At 65.0% G+C, this 18,279-nt stretch carries 18 protein-coding genes; 17 read left to right on the plus strand and 1 reads right to left on the minus strand.

Annotation, left to right across the window (positions count from 1 at the left end):
• Positions 1 to 114: 114 nt before the first annotated feature.
• From CGLAUT_RS01315 to CGLAUT_RS01390, 16 genes are all read left to right on the plus strand, one after another.
• The gene (locus CGLAUT_RS01315) at positions 115 to 1,851 is read left to right on the plus strand and encodes a uroporphyrinogen-III synthase (protein ID WP_290185800.1); all 1,737 of its coding nucleotides are present in this window, start codon (positions 115 to 117) and stop codon (positions 1,849 to 1,851) included.
• A 21-nt stretch (positions 1,852 to 1,872) separates the two neighbouring features.
• Entirely contained in the window at positions 1,873 to 2,898 is a 1,026-nt protein-coding gene (gene hemB, locus CGLAUT_RS01320; protein ID WP_290185801.1) for a porphobilinogen synthase, read from the plus strand.
• Positions 2,899 to 2,916: 18 nt separating this feature from the next.
• On the plus strand, positions 2,917 to 3,546 hold the full coding sequence (locus CGLAUT_RS01325) for a hypothetical protein (RefSeq protein WP_290185802.1): 630 nt from the start codon (positions 2,917 to 2,919) through the stop codon (positions 3,544 to 3,546).
• A 9-nt stretch (positions 3,547 to 3,555) separates the two neighbouring features.
• Positions 3,556 to 4,050: a hypothetical protein gene (locus CGLAUT_RS01330; protein ID WP_290185803.1), complete on the plus strand. Its 495-nt coding sequence runs from the start codon at positions 3,556 to 3,558 to the stop codon at positions 4,048 to 4,050.
• A gap of 16 nt (positions 4,051 to 4,066) precedes the next feature.
• The gene (locus CGLAUT_RS01335) at positions 4,067 to 6,709 is read left to right on the plus strand and encodes a heavy metal translocating P-type ATPase (RefSeq protein ID WP_290185805.1); all 2,643 of its coding nucleotides are present in this window, start codon (positions 4,067 to 4,069) and stop codon (positions 6,707 to 6,709) included.
• Positions 6,710 to 6,733: 24 nt separating this feature from the next.
• Complete coding sequence (gene hemE / locus CGLAUT_RS01340) at positions 6,734 to 7,807, plus strand: uroporphyrinogen decarboxylase (RefSeq protein ID WP_290185807.1); 1,074 nt, start codon at positions 6,734 to 6,736, stop codon at positions 7,805 to 7,807.
• Entirely contained in the window at positions 7,808 to 9,247 is a 1,440-nt protein-coding gene (locus CGLAUT_RS01345) for a protoporphyrinogen oxidase (protein ID WP_290185808.1), read from the plus strand.
• 75 nt (positions 9,248 to 9,322) lie between these two features.
• Complete coding sequence (locus tag CGLAUT_RS01350) at positions 9,323 to 10,141, plus strand: DedA family protein (RefSeq protein WP_290185809.1); 819 nt, start codon at positions 9,323 to 9,325, stop codon at positions 10,139 to 10,141.
• A gap of 55 nt (positions 10,142 to 10,196) precedes the next feature.
• On the plus strand, positions 10,197 to 11,522 hold the full coding sequence (gene hemL / locus CGLAUT_RS01355) for a glutamate-1-semialdehyde 2,1-aminomutase (RefSeq protein WP_290185810.1): 1,326 nt from the start codon (positions 10,197 to 10,199) through the stop codon (positions 11,520 to 11,522).
• On the plus strand, positions 11,519 to 12,148 hold the full coding sequence (locus tag CGLAUT_RS01360; RefSeq protein ID WP_290185812.1) for a histidine phosphatase family protein: 630 nt from the start codon (positions 11,519 to 11,521) through the stop codon (positions 12,146 to 12,148). Before hemL ends, CGLAUT_RS01360 begins: the two co-directional genes overlap by 4 nt.
• 46 nt (positions 12,149 to 12,194) lie before the next feature.
• Positions 12,195 to 12,785 (plus strand): TlpA family protein disulfide reductase, encoded by a 591-nt coding sequence (locus tag CGLAUT_RS01365; protein WP_290185814.1) that lies wholly within the window; start codon positions 12,195 to 12,197, stop codon positions 12,783 to 12,785.
• Positions 12,785 to 13,564 carry a cytochrome c biogenesis CcdA family protein gene (locus CGLAUT_RS01370; RefSeq protein ID WP_198304966.1) on the plus strand — a complete coding sequence of 260 codons (780 nt, stop codon included), beginning with the start codon at positions 12,785 to 12,787 and terminating at the stop codon, positions 13,562 to 13,564. Before CGLAUT_RS01365 ends, CGLAUT_RS01370 begins: the two co-directional genes overlap by 1 nt.
• On the plus strand, positions 13,565 to 15,232 hold the full coding sequence (locus CGLAUT_RS01375) for a cytochrome c biogenesis protein ResB (RefSeq protein ID WP_290185815.1): 1,668 nt from the start codon (positions 13,565 to 13,567) through the stop codon (positions 15,230 to 15,232).
• A gap of 40 nt (positions 15,233 to 15,272) precedes the next feature.
• Complete coding sequence (ccsB, locus tag CGLAUT_RS01380; RefSeq protein WP_290185817.1) at positions 15,273 to 16,337, plus strand: c-type cytochrome biogenesis protein CcsB; 1,065 nt, start codon at positions 15,273 to 15,275, stop codon at positions 16,335 to 16,337.
• 13 nt (positions 16,338 to 16,350) lie between these two features.
• A complete protein-coding gene (galE, locus tag CGLAUT_RS01385) occupies positions 16,351 to 17,376 on the plus strand; it encodes a UDP-glucose 4-epimerase GalE (protein WP_290185818.1) in 1,026 nt (341 codons plus the stop codon).
• Positions 17,373 to 17,645 carry a helix-turn-helix domain-containing protein gene (locus CGLAUT_RS01390; RefSeq protein ID WP_290185820.1) on the plus strand — a complete coding sequence of 91 codons (273 nt, stop codon included), beginning with the start codon at positions 17,373 to 17,375 and terminating at the stop codon, positions 17,643 to 17,645. The genes galE and CGLAUT_RS01390 overlap by 4 nt, the downstream gene beginning before the upstream one ends.
• Before the next feature lie 3 nt (positions 17,646 to 17,648).
• Here CGLAUT_RS01390 and CGLAUT_RS01395 read toward each other — a convergent pair whose 3' ends face one another.
• On the minus strand, positions 17,649 to 17,909 hold the full coding sequence (locus CGLAUT_RS01395) for a hypothetical protein (protein WP_095659148.1): 261 nt from the start codon (positions 17,907 to 17,909) through the stop codon (positions 17,649 to 17,651).
• Positions 17,910 to 17,949: 40 nt separating this feature from the next.
• Here CGLAUT_RS01395 and CGLAUT_RS01400 point away from each other — a divergent pair, with 40 nt between their 5' ends.
• Positions 17,950 to 18,276 carry a DUF4229 domain-containing protein gene (locus tag CGLAUT_RS01400; protein ID WP_290185822.1) on the plus strand — a complete coding sequence of 109 codons (327 nt, stop codon included), beginning with the start codon at positions 17,950 to 17,952 and terminating at the stop codon, positions 18,274 to 18,276.
• Positions 18,277 to 18,279 lie beyond the last annotated feature (3 nt).

Below are 18,279 nucleotides of genomic sequence, written 5' to 3' on the forward strand. Positions count from 1 at the left end.
CACTTCCACCTTAAGGTGGAGCTACCATACGTTTATTTGTCTCGGCGTCACCGGGTCGCTTTAAGCGCCCAAGATCGCCGGGACTGCTATTTGTGCCATAGAAAAGATCATTTGATGACTTCGGAGACAAACATGCAGCCGACGGGGAAAATCATCTTCGTTGGTGCAGGTCCGGGTAACCCTGATCTGTTGACCATTCGCGCCCGCGAGGTGTTGGAATCCAATGCTATCGCGCTGGTTGACCCGGATGTGTCTCAGGGTGTCCGAAATGTCGTCGCCGCGGCACTCGAGGTGCCGAAGGCGAAGCTGGACGAGGCAAACGCCGCTTACGAGAAGCTGGTGGCGGAGGCCAAAGAGGCCGGCGCTCGGCGCAAACCAGCTCGCCCGGATGATCCCACTGCTGCGGAGATCGCTGAGGTGGAGTTGGGCGTTGAAGGGATCGTCGACAAGCTTCAAGCTGCTCTTGACTCTTCTGCTGCTGCGATTGAGCGAGGTGAGGGTGGCGACGGTGATGTGATCCGCCTGGTGTGCGGCAATCCACTCACGCGCGACTCTGTCATGGCCGAGGTTTCGGCTGTCGCGGCTGCCGGCCTGGAATTCCAGGTGGTGCCGGGCATGAGCTTGCCGTCGACGGTGCCGTCGTTCGCTGGTATCGCACTCGGGTCCACCTTCACCGAGACTGACCTGGCCAACGAGTCGGTGGACTGGGATCAGCTTGCGAACGCGCCGCAGCCGCTGGTGTTCCAGGCCACGCAAGAGCACCTGGAGGAGATGGCGACGCAGCTGATGGACCGCGGTTTCGCCGGTTCGACTGCGCTGACGGTGACCACCAACGGCACGACGCGTCTGCAGCGCACTTTCGACGCGACGCTGCAAACCGTGGGCAAGCTCGACGCGGAGCTCACCGGTTCCCTGGTGGTCACGTTGGGCACCGCGCCCGACGAGCGCGCGAAATACTCCTGGTGGGAAAACCGTCCGCTGTACGGGTGGCGGGTGCTGGTGCCGCGCGCGAAGGAGCAGGCCGGCCCGATGAACGCTCGTCTGAGCTCGTACGGCGCGATCCCGCAATCGGTGCCGACGATTTCCATGGAGCCGCCGCGCAACCCCGCGCAGATGGACCGCGCGATCAAGGGCATTGTTGAAGGCCGCTACCAGTGGGTGGTGTTCACCTCCACTAACGCGGTTGACGCGGTGTGGGACAAGTTCGAGGAACTGGGCCTGGACGCGCGCTCGTTTGCCGGCGTGCACTTGGCGGCGGTGGGGCAAAAGACCGCGGACGCGATCCGTGCGCGCGGCATGTTCCCCGAGGTCGTGCCGCACCGTACGAAGCAAAACGCCGCCGGTCTGGTGGACGTGTTCCCGGAGTACGTCGAGGACATTGATCCGGTCTCGCGCGTGCTGTTGCCGCGCGCTGACCTGGGCACCGACGTGCTTGTCGACGGCCTTGTGGAAAAGGGCTGGGAGGTCGACGACGTGGTTGCGTACCGCACCGTGCGCGCCGCCCCGCCTGCGCCGGAAGTGCGCGACATGATCAAGACCGGCGGGTTCGACGCAGTGTGCTTCACCTCCGCGTCCACCGTGAAGAATCTGGTGGGGATCGCGGGTAAACCGCACCAGCGCACCATCATTGCCTGCATCGGGCCCATGGCTGCGGCGGAGGCGCGCGAGCAGGGCTTGCGTGTGGACGTTGTGCCGGAGGTCGCAGACGTGCCCTCGCTTGTCGACGCCTTGGCGGCCCACGTTGCCGACCTGCGCGCCGCCGGCCAGCTGCCGCCGCCACGCAAGAAGCGCCGCGCTCGTCGTAAAGCGTCGGAAGATGCTGCGCAGCCCGCCGAATCGGCGCAGGACTAGGCCCGTCCTAAGATGGGGCGCATGGTGTTTGACCCGCAGACCTATTTCAATCCCCGCCGTCCACGCCGCCTGCGGCAGTCCCCGCAGATGCGTGCGCTGACGGCGGAAACGCGCCTGGACCCGGCGGATTTCATCCTGCCGGTGTTCGTGACCGACGGCATCACGGAAAAGCGCGAGATTTCGTCCATGCCCGGGGTGTTCCAACACACCACGGATTCGCTCAAAGCGCTTTGCCACGAGGCACTCGAGGCCGGAGTGACCTGCGTCGACGTTTTCGGAGTGCCGGAGGACGCCGCGAAAGACGCCGAAGGTTCGATCGCGTGGGACCCAGACGGGGTGCTTAACCGCGGTCTCGCCGCGCTGCGTGAGGAGTTCGGCGATGACCTGCTCATCATGGCGGACACCTGCCTCGATGAGTTCACCGACCACGGCCACTGCGGCGTGGTCGCCACAGACCGCTTCGGGCGCCAGGTGGTGGACAACGACGCCACGCTCGAGCTCTACGCGAAGATGGCGCTCGCTCAGGCCGAGGCCGGGGCGCACATCGTGAGCCCGTCCGGGATGATGGACGGCCAGATCGGCGTGATCCGCGAGGCGCTCGACGAAGCCGGCTTTACAGACGTGGCCATCATGGCGTACTCGGCGAAGTACGCCTCAAAGTTCTTCGGCCCGTTCCGCGACGCGGTCGGCTCGTCGCTGACCGGGGACCGCCGCACCTACCAGCAGGATCCGGCGAACATCCGCGAGTCGCTGCTCGAGGTTGAGCTAGATCTCGACGAAGGCGCCGACTTTGTCATGGTGAAACCGGCCATGCCGTACCTCGATGTGCTGTCTCAGGTTGCCGCGATGTCCCCGGTGCCGGTGGCGGCATACCAAGTCTCCGGCGAATACTCGATGCTGGTTGCCGCAGGTCAAAACGGCTGGATCGACTTCCACGACACGATGATGGAAGCGCTGATTGGCATCAAGCGCGCCGGTGCAGACCAGATCCTCACCTACTACGCCATCGAAGCTTCCCGCGCGCTGCGGGCGGCCGGTGGGCGATAGGCATTAAGGAGCCACACCATGGTGAGTCTTCCCCCGATCAACCCCAACTCCGCGTCGCATGTGGAGCCAAAGGCGGTCGACGAGGCGTCGACAAGCAAAAAGGGTTCCAAGCCTGAGGCCGTGAGATTCATGTTGGGCTGCTGGGCTGCGATGATTCTCGGGGAGCTTTTGCACCAGATCCTGCAAATTGTGGGCATCGTGATCGACCCGGCGCCCCTGCGTGAGGCCTCTCGTGAGGCTGCGCGCGGGCAAGAGGGTGCCCTGTCTGATTCGGTGATGAATGCGGCGATGTGGTCATCCGTGGCGATCATGGCGCTGATTCAGCTGGCTATTCTGGCGATGTTCACCGCCGCGCTGCTGGCGCTGAACAAGCAGAAGCGGTGGGCACCGAACGCGCGCCGGCTGCTGCAGATCTTTGGCATCTTCTTCGGCATCCGCGCGCTGGCGCTGTTCATGACGCACCCAACGTCGACGGCAATCCCAATGGCGTTCTACGGCTTTGACGGCGTGGTGCAGATTTTGGTTGCCGTGGCAGGTGGTCTGGGCGTGTTCTACTCTTCGCAAAGAGAGTCGATCCAGTGGGCCGAGGCTGGCGTACCGCCTGAGCAGCGCGACAAGCGCGGCCCGGGTCCGCTCGGCGGCAAGTAAAGGAGTCTCATGGCGGGCATGTTTCCGACGCTGGTGTCGGACCCGAACGACCGGAACCGGCGCTTCATTGGCACTGTTGACGACACCTGGCCGCAGCCGCTGCGGATGTCCTACTGGCTCTACCTTGTTGCGGCGGTGTTTATGCTGGTCACCGGCATGCTCATGATTGCCGCTGGCGTACCCGGGGGACTCAGCGCGGAGGCGCTGCATTTCTTCCGCACGAACATGTACCTCGTGGCCGTTGGAAACATGGTGCTGGCCGTTTGCATCACCGCCGCGGCGTCGTTCCTGCAGCAGGGCTCGAAGCGGGCGCGCAGGGTGCTGAGCGTGTGCGTGGGCCTTGCCATGTTCCTCAATTTCGCCGGGTTCTTTGTCAAGGTCTCCAGCTGGGCCGGGTTTGTCATCGTGTTTGTTCTCGCGTTCGCGGTGTTCTTCATGTTCCGGCCGGCGTCGAACGCGTTCATCGCTGAGCGCAGCGGCGACCCCTGGCTGGGGCTGAAGTAGGCAGGGGGTCGCAGACGTGGCCGAAGACCATTCCAAAGACCTCTCGCGCTCGATTGCGCTGGCACGCGACGCTGCGAAGCTCGCCGGCGTAGAAACCGACCCCGAGGCGGTGAGCGAAGCAGAAGGCGACCGCAACCGCACGAACGCCTCCTACGCCTTTGAACTTGAAGGCGTGGAGGACGGCCCGCAGCTGGGCACCATCGAGGCCGCGTTGGAATCCGTACCAGGCGTCACCGCGCAACTGGTGTACTCCACTTCAATGGCGTGGATCACCGCGCCAGTGGACCTGGACCCGCAAAGCCTGGAAGAGCTCATCGCGTCCTTCGGTGTGAAGGCCACGATGACGGATTCCACGCTGCGCCGCCGCCAGCTGCTCGCCAATTCACCAGAGCGCCATACGCTGCGCCAAACCAACCACGGTGTCTCGGAGCGCGTGCGGAAGCGCCGCCGGCTCGCCGCCGCAGACCTTTCAGCCGCGCGCGAAGCAGGATTTTTGCGCCGCACCGAGCCGAAAGCCGACCAGGAATCCGACTTTGACGTGCTGTTCACGGCCCGCGACCTGGTCACGCCCACGAGGTTGATCGCGGCAATCGTGCTGTCTCTCCCGGTCATCGTCTTGTCGTACTTGCCCGCGCTGCAGTTTGACGGCTGGCAGTGGGTCGCCTTCGCCCTGGCCACCCCGGTTGTGCTGTGGTGCGCGTTTCCCTTCCACCGGGCGATGGCGGGCGGCGTGCGCCGCGGTATCTCCGCACTCGACGGCGCAAGCTCCGTCGCCATCATCGCAGCCTATCTGTGGTCGCTTATCGCGCTGCTGTTCACCCCAGCAGGAGACATCGGCTGGACTTCCTCCGGCGGATGGTTGCCCACACGCCGCGGCGACGAGCTCGAGATCTTCCTTGACGTGTCGTGCGGTATTACTGCGATGCTGCTGATCGGACGTTACTTCACCAAACGCGTCGGCGAGAACCTCGTCGATGCCATGCGCCGCTTAACACCCGGCCCGGAGGAGGAATACGAGGTCACCCGCCGCGGGCGTGGCGAGGACGCACTCTTGCCCGCCAGCGAAATCAACCGCGGCGATGACCTCGTCCTCACCCCGGGCAAGGTGGTTCCGGTCGATGGAGAAGTCATCGGCGGCAGCGCCACAGTGCACTATTTGCTTGTCGACGGCTCCTCGCACCCGACATTGAAAGTCGGCGACAGCATCGCTGCCGGCACAGTTATTGAGAGCGGCCGGGTGAAGGTACGCGCGAAACGCATCGGCCACGCGACGCGATGGGCGTCCGTGAGCCGGTGGGTGGCTGACGCCTCGAAACGTGAGAACGAGGCGACGGCGGTATCAACGCATTCAGCGGGCATGCTGATTCCGGCTGCGTATGTGCTTGCCCTGCTCGACTTCGGCATGTGGGTGCTTCTCACCGGCGACTACAACGCCGCATTCTCCACCGCGCTGGCGATCCTTGCGGTTGTCGCACCGGTCGCGTTGGCGATCTCGCCGGCGCTTGCGACCCGCAACGGAATCGAGGCCGCCGCGCGTAACGGCATCCTGGTGCGAGACGGTGCCGTGCTGCGACGAGCTGAAGAGATAGACACCGTGGTGTTCAACCGGGTGGGCACGCTGGTTGAGCCAGAAATGACGGTGGAAACCATCACCGCCGCCCAAGGCGAGGACGTCGACCTGGTGCTGCTCATCGCCGCGGCGCTGCTGGTGGACTCGAACCACCCGTCGGCGCGAGCGATTGTCGCCGCCGCGCGCGAGGCCAAGGATCACGGCACTCCGTGGCGCGTGGAGCCGGAGGGCTCCGAGGTGAACCAGGACGGTAGCTGCGCTGGTCGCGTGGTTGCCCGCCGGGTGGATACTGGCGATGCGTTGGACACCTTGGATGTTGCCGGCAAGGTAGGCGTTGCGGGCGCGGTAGAGAACGAGGCGGCCGACTCGGGTGAAACGGAGGCCACCCGCCTCGACGCGCGGCTGTGGCGACCGACCAACCTCTCTCAGCTCAGCGGCCGGCTTGCGCTGGCGGCGACGAGCGGCGGTACACCGATCGTGGTGCGCTACAAAGGACGCGACCGCGGCGTGATCACGCTGCACGACCCGTTCAAGGCGGACGCTGCCGACGCGGTGTACCAGCTGGAGAAGATGGGTATAACCACCGTCATGCTCTCGCGCGACACCTACGCGGTGGCGCGCAGGTTTGCCGACGTCCTCGGCATCACCTCTGTGCTGGCGGGGATCACGGCCCAAAACAAGCCTGCCGCGGTCCGGCAGGTACACACCCGCGGGGCGAACGTGGCGATGGTGGGCAGCGCGTCTGTGATGGACGTGGTCAAGGTCGCCGACGTGGGCATCATCTACTCCGACGACGAGTTCTTCGAGGCTGGGCACGCGCGTCCCGGGGCAGAGGTGGATGCGGTGATCATGCGCGACGATGTGAGTGCAGTACCCCAGCTCCTCGAGCACGGCAGACGAGTGAGCCGCATCATCGACTCCAACATGGTGCTGGCCGGGGTGTACAACGGCGTGGCGGTAGTCCTTGCGGCGCTCGCTATCCTCCCTCCGATGGGCGCGACGCTGCTCATGCTTGGCAGCTCGCTGGTGATTGAATACCGCTCCCGCCGCGCGGGCCGCTTCCCGCAGTCTGGAGGCTTTAGGCCGTAGGTGCGGCCGGTAGGCTTGAACATCATGACCAGACGCAACCTCTCGAATGCCCCGCTGATCGAAGCGGCCAACGGACGCACACCTGCACGCACGCCGGTGTGGTTCATGCGCCAGGCCGGGCGCTCACTTCCGGAGTACCGCGAGGTGCGCGAGGGCATTGCGATGCTCGACTCCTGCTTCATGCCTGAATTACTCGCGGAGATCACGCTGCAGCCGGTGCGCCGCCACGACGTGGACGCGGCGATCTTGTTCTCCGACATCGTGGTGCCGCTGAAGGCGGCCGGGGTGGACGTGGAGATTGTGCCAGGCAAAGGCCCCATGGTGGCGGAGCCGGTTCGCGGTCGAGAGGACGTCGATAAGCTTCCTGTGCTTGAGGCTGATGTGGCTGAGGTTGCTGACGGCATTGCCATCATCCTCGATGAGCTTTCTGATGCCCAGGCCTTGATCGGGTTTGTGGGCGCGCCGTTTACGCTGGCCAGCTACCTGATTGAGGGCGGGCCGAGCAAGAACCACGAGCGCACAAAGGCGATGATGCATGCGGATCCGGCAACGTGGCACGCGCTGATGGAGAAGCTGGTGCCGACCATTACCGCGTTCCTGCGCACGCAGGTCAACGCGGGAATTGACGCGATGCAGCTGTTTGACTCTTGGGCGGGTTTTCTCACCGAGCGCGACTACCGCGAGCACGTGCTGCCGTACTCGACGCAGATTCTGGAGTCTGTGGCGGGTGAGATCCCGCGCATTCACTTCGGCGTCGCAACCGGTGAGCTGCTTGGAGCGATGTCCGATGCCGGCCCTGAGGTGATGGGCGTGGACTGGCGCGTGCCGCTGGATGTGGCGGCGCGCAGGTTCTCCTCGCCGCGAGTCTTGCAGGGCAACCTGGATCCGGCAATGCTGTTTGCCGGTACGGACGTGGTGCGCGGCGAGGTGGCGCGGATCAAGGCGGAGGCGGCGCAGGCGATGACAGAAGGCACCGCAACGGGCCACATCTTCAACCTGGGCCACGGCGTGCTGCCGACCACCGACGCGGACGCGATTACGGAGGCTGTGCGGATCATCCACGAGCCGGCAGGCGAAACGGTAGGCGAGGAGGCGTAAATGCGAGTTGCAATTATCGGCGCCGGTCTTGCTGGGCTGACTTGTGCATACGAGTTGGGGCGGCGGGGCGCAGGGGGCGCTGTAGACGCGCTGAATGTGGATGTCTACGAGGCCACTGACCGCATCGGCGGCAAGCTCTACACCGTGCCGTTTGAGGGCGGCCCGACGGACATGGGCGCCGAGGCGTTCATGGCGCGCCGGGCGGACGCGGTGGAGTTCTTCCGCGAGCTGGGTCTGGGGGAGTCGCTGGTTGAACCTTCTGGGCTGGGCTCGCTGGTCTATCTCGACGGGCGCACGGAGTCGCTGCCGCGCGGTGGGATCATGGGCATTCCGTCGACAAGCGAGGGTGTGGCGCACCTGGTCTCTGCAGAAACCGCGGCGCGCATCGACGCTGAGTCCGAGCGCGAGGGATTTGCATGGACCGTCGGCGGGGACATGAATGTTGGTGCGCTGGTGCGCGAGCGCTACGGCGACGAGGTGGTGGACAACATTGTCACCTCGCTGCTTGGCGGCGTGTACTCGTGCGCGGCGGATGACCTCGGCGTGCGCGCGACGATTCCGCAGCTGGCGGACGAGTTTGACCGGCTCGTGCGCGAGCAAGGCGCGGAGCAAGGCTCGCTTGACGGGACTGTCCACTTGTCCACCGCCGTGCGCAACCTGGAGAACGCTCGTAAGCAACTGCCCACCGGCCAGGGTGCGGTTTTCAACGCGTTCCGCGACGGCTACCAGGAGCTCTACGAAACGCTTGCCGAGGCGTCCGGTGCCTCCATCTACATCGACGCGTTCATCTCCGGCATCGCGCGCCAGGGCGACGGCTTCACGCTCAAGGGCGGCGAGCGCGACGAGGGGCGCGACCGCGTCTACGACAAGATCGTGCTTGCGGTGCCCGCGCCGACGGCAGCGCTTCTGCTCAAGCAGGTAGCGCCCGACGCGGCCGCGGAGCTGAAGTCGGTGCAGTTGGCCAACTCCGCGGTCGTGGGCATGCGCTTTGCCACCGACGAGGGCCTGCCGCAGAACTCCGGTGTGCTCGTCGCCGCCGGCGAGCAGGACGTGCGCGCGAAGGCGTTCACCCTTTCCTCGCGTAAATGGCCGCACCTCGCCGAGCGCGGGGGAGCGCTCGTGCGCGCCAGCTTTGGCCGCTTCGGCGACGACGTGGCCATCCGCGCCGACGAGGACGACCTCGTGGATTGGGCCCTTGATGATCTGCGAACCGTCACCGGTTTCGACGGTCGCGCCGCCGGCCTGGAAGAAATCTACGTGCAGCGCTGGTTCGGCGGGCTGCCCCGCTTCGACGAGCAGCACCTCAGCACCGTCGCGCGGGTCAAAGAGCTTTTGCTTCACGACGCCCCCTCGATCCGCGTTACCGGAGCCTGGGCGAGCGGGGTAGGCGTGCCTGCTGTGATTGCGGACGCGAGGGCCGTCGCCAAGCATTTGCTCTAACTGCCCTGTACTGGCGAGCTGGGAGCCTGGTTCCAAGGCGGGGTTTCTAGCGCGCGTGGGCTAGGTTGATCACCTATGACGAACAACGCGGACGCGCAGGATCCGAAAGGGGTTCCCGAGGGCGAGGCTGCTGCCGAGGCTCCGATCGAAGCTGCTGTTGAGGCCCCTGCCGAGAAGGAGTGGTGGGAGGAAGAGGGCCTGCCTTGGAACTCCAAACCCACCAAATCTGACTACTGGTGCCTGGCGTGGTTCGGCTTCGCCGGACTCTTTGGACTGTGCATGATCCCGCTGCGCGCGTGGCTGCTCGGCCTCGACCCGCCGATCATGCTCGCGCTGACTGGCTCGCGCGTGGGTGCCGCCTCTACCGGTGCGCTTGCGGCGGTGGGGGAGGCTGCCAATTGGTGGATCTACCTGCTCCTTGGCTCGCTCGTGGCAATTAAGTTCGACTGGGTTTACTGGTGGGCCGGCAAGCTGTGGGGGCGCGGCATCTTGGATGTGCAGGGGGCAAACTCTGAGCGCGCCGCGAAGAACATCGCGCGCGTTGAGGGCTGGGCAGTGAAGCTGGGCTGGCTGGGCATCTTCCTCGCCTACGTGCCGATTCCGCTGCCGATCGCGCTCGTGGTGTTCGTACTGATGGGCATGACGGGCATGCCGGCGTGGAAGTTCATGCTGCTGGACTTCATCTCGAAGACGCTGTGGTCGCTGCTGTACTTCGGCTTGGGTTGGATCATCGGCGAGCCGGTTGTGTACGTTCTGGAGCAGTACGCGAAGGTGGCGAACTGGATCGCGATCGGCCTGATAGTGGTCGTGTTCATCGGTGTCTACCGCAACCAGTCGAAGAAGGAGCGCGCCGCGACCGCCGCGATGGGTGGGGCAGTCGACGCGTCGCACTAGAGCGCCCACGCACACCAGGCGGCGGGCTAATCCGGATGTCCTAGACTGGGCAATTATGATCGACCAGCAGCACCCAACCTCAGCCAACACCGCTCGCTCCAAAGCGCTCTTTGACCGCGCACAGCAGCTCACCCCAGGCGGCGTGAACTCGCCGGTGCGCGCGTTCGGTTCTGTCGGTGGCCAAACCCGCTTCATTGAAAGTGCGCACGGCAGCACGCTTATCGACGCCGACGGCAACGCGTATGTCGACCTCGTGAACTCCTGGGGCCCGATGCTGCACGGCCAGGCTCACCCGGAGATCCTCGACACAGTGCACCGTGCCCTGGAAAAGGGCCTGAGCTTCGGGGCACCGACCGAGGCGGAGGTAGAGATCGCGGAGCTGATCACCCAGCGCACGTCGGTGGAAGAGGTGCGCATGGTCAACTCCGGCACCGAGGCCACGATGAGCGCGGTGCGCCTGGCGCGCGGGTTCACGGGCCGTTCGAAGATCATCAAGTTTGAGGGCTGCTACCACGGCCACGTCGACGCGCTGCTCGCGTCCGCCGGATCGGGGGTTGCCACGTTCTCGCTCCCGGAATCCCCGGGCGTGACCGGCGCGCAGGCAGCCGACACCATCGTCGTGCCCTACAACGACCTCGCCGCAGTGCAGCTCGCCTTTGAGCAGAACCCGGAAGAGATCGCCTGCATCATCACCGAGGCCGCCGCCGGAAACATGGGCACCGTCGCCCCGCAAAATGACTTCAACGCCCAGCTCAAAGAGCTCGCGCACTCCCACGGAGCTTTGCTCATTATCGACGAAGTGATGACCGGCTTCCGTACTTCCTACCAGGGCTGGTTCGGAGTGGATCACGTTGCCGGGGATCTGACCACCTTTGGCAAGGTGATCTCCGGTGGCCTGCCTGCAGCGGCATTCGGTGGGCGCCGCGACATCATGGAGCACCTCGCGCCGAACGGCCCCGTCTACCAAGCGGGCACGCTTTCCGGAAACCCGGTTGCAATGGCCGCCGGTATGGCGAGCTTGCGCCTGGCCAGCGAGGACATCTACCCGACGCTCAACAAGAACGCGGACACCTTAGCCACGCTGATCTCCGACGCACTGGCCCGCGAAGGCGTTGCACACCACATTCAACGCGCCGCGACCATGCTTTCGGTGCGCTTCGCGGAAGGCGAGGGCACGAACTTCACGGACATGAAGGCAGCGGACACGTTTCGCTACGCGCCGTTCTTCCACGCGCTGCTCGACGCCGGCGTGTACGCGCCGCCGAGCGCATTCGAGACGTGGTTTGTTTCCACCGCACTCACGGCAGAAGATTTCGGCACGATCGAGCGGGCACTTGGCGCCGCTGCAAAGGCGGCCGCGGCGGCGGAGCCCGCAGCATGACGCAGCCAAGCGCAGCTCGCGAGGACACCAGAACCACCGTGCACCTCGTGCGCCACGGCGAGGTCTACAACCCGAACAAGCTGCTCTACGGGCGGATGCCGGGCTACCACTTAAGCTCGCGCGGGCGTTCGATGGCGGCGGTAACCGCGAAGTTTTTCGAAGGACGCGATGTGGTTTACCTGGCGGCGAGCCCGCTCGAGCGCGCGCAGGAGACCGCAGCGCCGATCGCCGAGGTCACCGGCTGCGAAGTTGACACCCGCGAAGACATCATCGAAGCTGCCAACACGTTTGAGGGGCTGCGTACCAAGGGGTGGCGCTCCCAGCTGCTCAACCCCATCCGCTGGCGACACATGACGAACCCGTTGGAACCGAGCTGGGGTGAGCCTTACGAGGAGATTCTCGAAAGGATGCTCGCGGCCGTCGATAATGTGCGAGAGCGTGCGGAAAGCCACGAGGCGGTACTGGTGAGCCACCAGCTGCCGATTGTGATGGTGCAGCGCTATGTGCAGGGCAAGCGGCTGCAGCATGTGAAGCGCGAGTGTGACCTGGCGAGTGTGACGTCACTTGTGTTTGACGGGGACCGTGTTATTGACTGGGAGTACGCAACTCCAGCGGCTCACATCTAAATCATCTAAAACGCAGTTCAACGCATCTCGAGGTAGCTCAATTTCCATGCAGTCCAAGACCGTTGCCGCGCTCACGTGCGCGCTGGCGCTCACGTTGCCCGCTGCGGCGGGGTGCGCGAACACCGGCAGCGACGGCGGCGACACATTCGCGTTCCACTCGCCGGGCGGGCAAGTAGAGATCTTCTACGACGAGGCGGAGCGCAAGCCGCTTGAGGATTTCAGCGGAGAATCGCTGATGGAGCCGGGCGAGGAGATCGCCTTGAGCGACTTCGACGGCCAGATCGTGGTGCTCAACGCCTGGGGGCAGTGGTGCGCACCGTGCCGCGCCGAGGTGGATGACCTGCAGGAGGTCCAGGAGGCGCTGCAGGCATCCGGCCAGGGCACCGTGCTGGGCATCAACGTGCGCGACCACAACCCGGAGATCTCGCGCGACTTTTTGCTGGACAACGGCGTGACCTACCCGTCGATCTATGACCCGCCGTTCAAAACCGCGGCTTTCCTCGGTGGCGTACCCAGCTCCGTCATCCCCACCACCGTGGTGCTGGACAAACAGCACCGCCCGGCCGCGGTCTTCCTGCGCGAAATCACCGCGGATGATCTGCTCGAAGTCACCTCCCAGCTGGAGGCGGAAAGCTAGTGGGCGAAGCATTTTCCAACCTCGCTACCGAGGGCCCGCTGTTGCTCGGCATGCTCGCGGCGGCGCTTGCGGGCTTAGTCTCGTTCGCCTCGCCGTGCGTGATCCCGCTGGTGCCGGGCTACATGTCGTACCTCACCGGCGTCGTCGGCGGTGAAATGACCTTCGACGAGCACGGCCCGCGCGTGACCAACCGGCAAGGCCGCGTCGCCGGCGCCGCGCTGCTGTTCATCGTCGGGTTCACCGTCGTGTTCCTGCTGGCCACCGTCTCCGTCTTTGGCGCGATCAGCATGATCCGCCTCAACGCGGACACGCTGATGCGCGTCGGCGGTGTGATCACCATCCTCATGGGCATCGTGTTCATGGGCGCTGTCCCGGCATTGCAGCACGACACCCGTATGCAGCCGAAACGCTGGGCAACCGTCCTCGGCGCGCCGCTGCTCGGCGGCGTATTCGCGCTCGGCTGGACTCCGTGCCTGGGCCCGACGCTCGCCGCGATCATCTCCGTCTCCGTCGGCACCGAGGGCTTCACCGCGGTGCGCGGTGTCGTCCTCGTCATCGCCTACTGCCTCGGCCTCGGCCTGCCATTTCTGCTCATCGCGCTCGGCAGCGTGAAAGCGGTGCGCAGCATCGACTTTCTGCGCCGCCACTCGCGCGCCATCCAGATCATCGGCGGTATCGCCATGATCATCGTCGGCCTCCTGCTGCTTACCGGCGCGTGGAACCACTTCATCGGCTGGACGCGCCAGCTCACCACTGGCTTCGGAACCACGGTGATCTAGATGCTGACCTGGCTCAAAAAGGCATGGCACTGGCTGACCAGCATGAGCACCGCGCTCATCATGCTCTTCCTCCTCGCGCTCGCCGCCATCCCCGGCGCACTCTTGCCGCAGCGCCAGGTGAGCACCACGCTTGTCGACGAATACTTGGCCGCGAACCCCACCATGGGGCCGATTTACGACAAGCTGCAGTTCTTCGACGTGTTCTCCTCGGCGTGGTTCATCGCGATTGTCACCTTGCTGATGGTCTCGCTGGTCGGCTGCATCATCCCGCGCTCGATCGACCACTGGCGCGCGTACAAAACCCCGCCCACCCGCGCGCCGAAATACCTCTCGCGCATGCCGCTGTACGCGGAAGGTGTGGTGGACGGCGACCAACGAAGCGTCGATAAGCATGTGCGAACGGTGCTGAACCGATGGCGAACCGCGAGCTACGAGCCGGCCGAGGACCGTGCGGGCGCGTATTCGATTTCGGCTGAGCGCGGCTACACCCGCGAGCTGATGAACCTGCTGTTCCACATCGGGCTGGTCGGTATGATGCTCGCGTTCGCCGCAGGTCGCATGGTGTTTTATGAAGGTCAAGCCATCGTGGTCACCAACTCGGAATCGCCGCACGCGATTGAGGTGGAGCGCTCGCGCGAGTTCTGCAACACCTCGCCGTCCAACTTCGACGTGTTCAAAGCTGGTTCGCTTTTCGACGGCACCGGGCTGACGCCATTCTGCTTCGAGTCGCACAACTTCCGCGCGAAGTACCTGAACACGGGACAGGCGAACGGGTTCTGGTCCGACATTTCCTACACCGACGACTTGAGCGCGCCGCGCAGTGAGTGGCAGGACTTCACCCTCGAGGTGAACAAGCCGCTGCGGGTCCACGGCAACCGCATCTACCTGCAAGGCCACGGGTTCGCGCCGCAGGTCACCATCACCTGGCCGAACGGCGAATCGCGCACCCAGATGGTGCAGTTCCGGCCCACCGATGTGGTCAACTTCCTCTCCTCTGGCGTGATGCGCTTCGACCCGCCGGCCGGCATGTACCCGGATCTCGCCGAGCGCCGCGAGAATCAGATTGCCATTGCAGGTGTGTTCGCCCCGACCGCGCGCTGGACCGGCCCGAACGGCGACATGCTGGAGTCGGCGTTCCCGGCGATGGAGGACCCGGCGATGGCGGTCGAGGTCTACGTCGGCGACGCCGGCCTGGACACCGGCCGCCCGCAGAACATCTTCGTGCTCGACCAGTCGCTCATCGCGGACGGCCGGTTGGAAAAGGTCGATCGCGTCCAGCTCGAGCCAGGGCAGCAGGTGCTTGTCGACGTCGGCGATCCTGCCGGCCCGGTGTCAGTGAGCTTTGACGGCGCGGCAGAATTCGCCAACTACCAGATCTCCCGCGATCCGTTCCAACAGTGGACCCTGGTGGCCACCGTGATCATGCTGGCCACACTCGCGGCCTCGTTGACCATTAAGCGCCGCCGCGTGTGGGTGCGGGTGCATCCGCTTGTCGACGGCCAGGGCGACGCTGAGTCCGACGGGACTTCTTCTGTCCGCGTCGAAATTGCCGGGCTGGCGCGCACCGACCGCGCGGGCTGGGGCGGCGAATTCGACGAGATTGTGGAGGCCATTTTCGGCGTGGCCGACGCGGAGGAGCACGGCGAATTCGACGAGCCTGACCTGTAAGTACTTGGTGGACTACACCTGGTGACGTAGGGTAAACACCATGCTCGTGGATTCTTCAATGGCCGCCCTGTCGGACCTGACGTTCCGCACGGCGTTTGTGATTTACCTTGCCGCGCTGGTGATGTCCTGCATCTACTACGGTCGCCTGCTCGGGGTGATTGATATGCGCCGGGAGCGCCAGGCGCGCGATGCCGCGAAGCAGTCCGCAGAGGCTAGGACCGCCGTTGCCGTCGGTGCCGGCGGCGGGAGCGACGACGTGGTGGTCGCTGAATCGACAGTAGACACCACCGACACCGACGCCACCGACGCGGCCGAGTTCGACGCTGAGTACGACAAGCGCGTCGCCGGTGCCCGCAAGTGGGCCGGTATGACGCAGGCGCTGGTGTGGTTCGGCGTGACGCTGCACATCGTCGCCTTTGTCACCCGCGGCCTGGCTGCGAACCGCTTCCCGCTGGGCAACCTCTACGAATACATCCTGTTCATGACCGCGGTAATCATGGTGGTCGCAGCCGTGGTGGTGCAGCGCAAGAGCTGGCACTCCGTCTGGCCGTGGCTGCTCTCTCCCATGATCGTGGTCATGTTCTTGAACTCCACGGTGTTCCACATCCATGCCGCGCCCGTGGTGCCGGCGCTGCAGTCCTACTGGATGCCGGTGCACGTGTCCACGGTGTCTATCGGCGCGTCGATTGGCGTGGTGTCCGGCATCTTCGCGTTGCTCTACCTGCTGCGCATGTGGCAGCCGAAGGGCGAGGAGCGCGGTTTCTTCGGCGCACTCGCCAAACCGCTGCCGAGCGCGAAGACACTGGACCAGATCACCTACAAGACCGCGATCATCACCCTGCCGCTGTACGGCATTGGCATCGTTTTCGGCGCGATCTGGGCAGAGGTGGCCTGGGGCCGCCCGTGGAACTGGGACGCCAAGGAGACGGTGTCCATGATCACCTGGGTGCTGTACGCCGCCTACCTGCACGCGCGTGCGACCGCCGGCTGGAAGAACTCGAAGGCGGCATGGATTAACGTCTTCGCGCTTTCGATGACCGTGTTCAACATGATCTATGTGAATTTCGTATCGGCGTCGCTGCACTCATACGCTGGCTTGAACTAGCATCGACAGCATTATGAAGGTTCTCATCACCGGCGGGGCCGGCTTTATCGGCTCGACTATTGCATCCTGCTGCGCGGACAACGGCATCACGCCCGTCATTCTTGACGACTACTCGACGGGCCTGCGCGTCTTCGCCCACCGCTTCGACCACTACGACGGCGACATCGAAGACACTGAGCTTGTTGCCCGCGTGGCTGCGGAGCACCCGGACATCGACGCGGTGATCCACTGCGCGGCGATGATCGTTGTTCCCGAATCCGTCGAGCACCCGCTGGCGTACTACGACAACAACGTGGGCAAGTCGGTCACCCTGCTCGAGTCGCTGCAGAAAGCAGGCATCGACCGATTCATCCTCAGCTCCACCGCATCCATGTATGAGCCGGAATCGGACTACATGGTGGATGAGTCCAGCGACGTGAAGCCGCTCAGCCCGTACGCGGCGTCGAAGCGCATGGTGGAGCGCGTGCTCGAAGACACCGCCGCCACCGGCAAGCTCACCGCGCTCAGCCTGCGCTACTTCAACCCGATCGGTGCGGACCCGCAGCTGCGCACGGGTCTGCAGAACCCGCACCCCACCCACGCAATGGGCAAGATGATCGAGGCCCACACCGCTGGCGAGCCCTTCACCGTCACCGGCACCGAGTGGCCGACTCGCGACGGCTCGGGCTTACGCGACTACATCCACGTCTGGGACCTTGCCCGCGCGCACGTCTCCGCGCTGAAGCTGCTCGTTGAGTCCGAGGCAGGCACCTACGACGTGATCAACCTTGGCACCGGCCAGGGCACCACCGTCTTTGAACTCGCCGACGCTTTCGGCGAGGCCACCGGCACCCCGCTCGAGGTACGCACCGCACCGCCGCGCGACGGCGACGTCGTGGGCTGCGCCTCCCGCACCGACAAGGCGAAGCGGGTGCTCGACTGGGAAGCGGAGCGCTCGATTGCGGACGGTGTGCGAGATTCTCTCGCCTGGTCCCAGAAGCTCGCCGGCGTGCTCGAAGAGGAAGAGCACCTCAAGGCCGCAGAGCGCTCCGCAGAATGAGCCCCCGCAACCAGCCCCGCAACAAGCAGGGTAAAGCGGCGAGCGATAACCCAGAACTCATCGCGTTTGGCCAGCAGTTAGCCACACGCCGCCGCGAACTCGGGCTGCTTCAACAAGAGACCGCCGACGCGGCAGGGGTGTCGCGCTCGACCCTGCACACCATCGAGCACGGCGGCGAGGGCGTGCGCTGGGAGAAGGTGCTGGCAGTAGCGAACGCGCTAGAGCTTGAGGTCAGGTTTGCAGGAAGTGGGGACAACGGGGCGTCGTAAAGCTCAAAGCCCCTCTTCGCGGCGCTTGCGCCGCTCCTCTTCCTCCCGGCGCTTGCGCTCAGCCTCTTCGCGTGCGCGGCGCTCTTTGAAGCGGTTCTTCTCGATGTTCCAGAGGAACTCCTCATCATCGTCCGGGCCCTTGATGGCCGGGCGCTGCGGCTGCTTCGACGCGGTGCCGTAGCGCTCGTTGGAACCCGGGCCGAAGGCGCGCCACATGAGGTAGATGGCGACGGCGACCAAGACGATGAGTAGAAGCCTTCCCATGACTACCAACATACTTGGTCAGCGAATAGTGTAAATAGCCGTGAGCGAGCAGATTTCCCAAACCGCAGCAGCACCCGACGTCGACCCGCAGGCCCGCGCGCGGGCGAACAAGGCGGCGGCGATTTACGGGCTGTACCGGCTGCTGCTGTTCATCGGTCTCACCGTGCTGATCCAGGCACTCGCCATGCTCATCGGTGCGCCGGTGCCGCTGATCATGTCCGCGCTGCTCGCGCTGATCGTGGCGTTTCCGCTTTCCATGTTCATCTTCACCCGCCAGCGCGTCGAAGCCACCGAAGCACTCGCCACATGGAGGGCCCAGCGCACCGCTCGCAAGGAATGGATCGAGCGGGAGCTCTCGGAGCGTTAGCTT

The sequence above is a fragment of the Corynebacterium glaucum genome (genome assembly GCF_030408855.1).
Lineage (GTDB): Bacteria > Actinomycetota > Actinomycetes > Mycobacteriales > Mycobacteriaceae > Corynebacterium > Corynebacterium glaucum.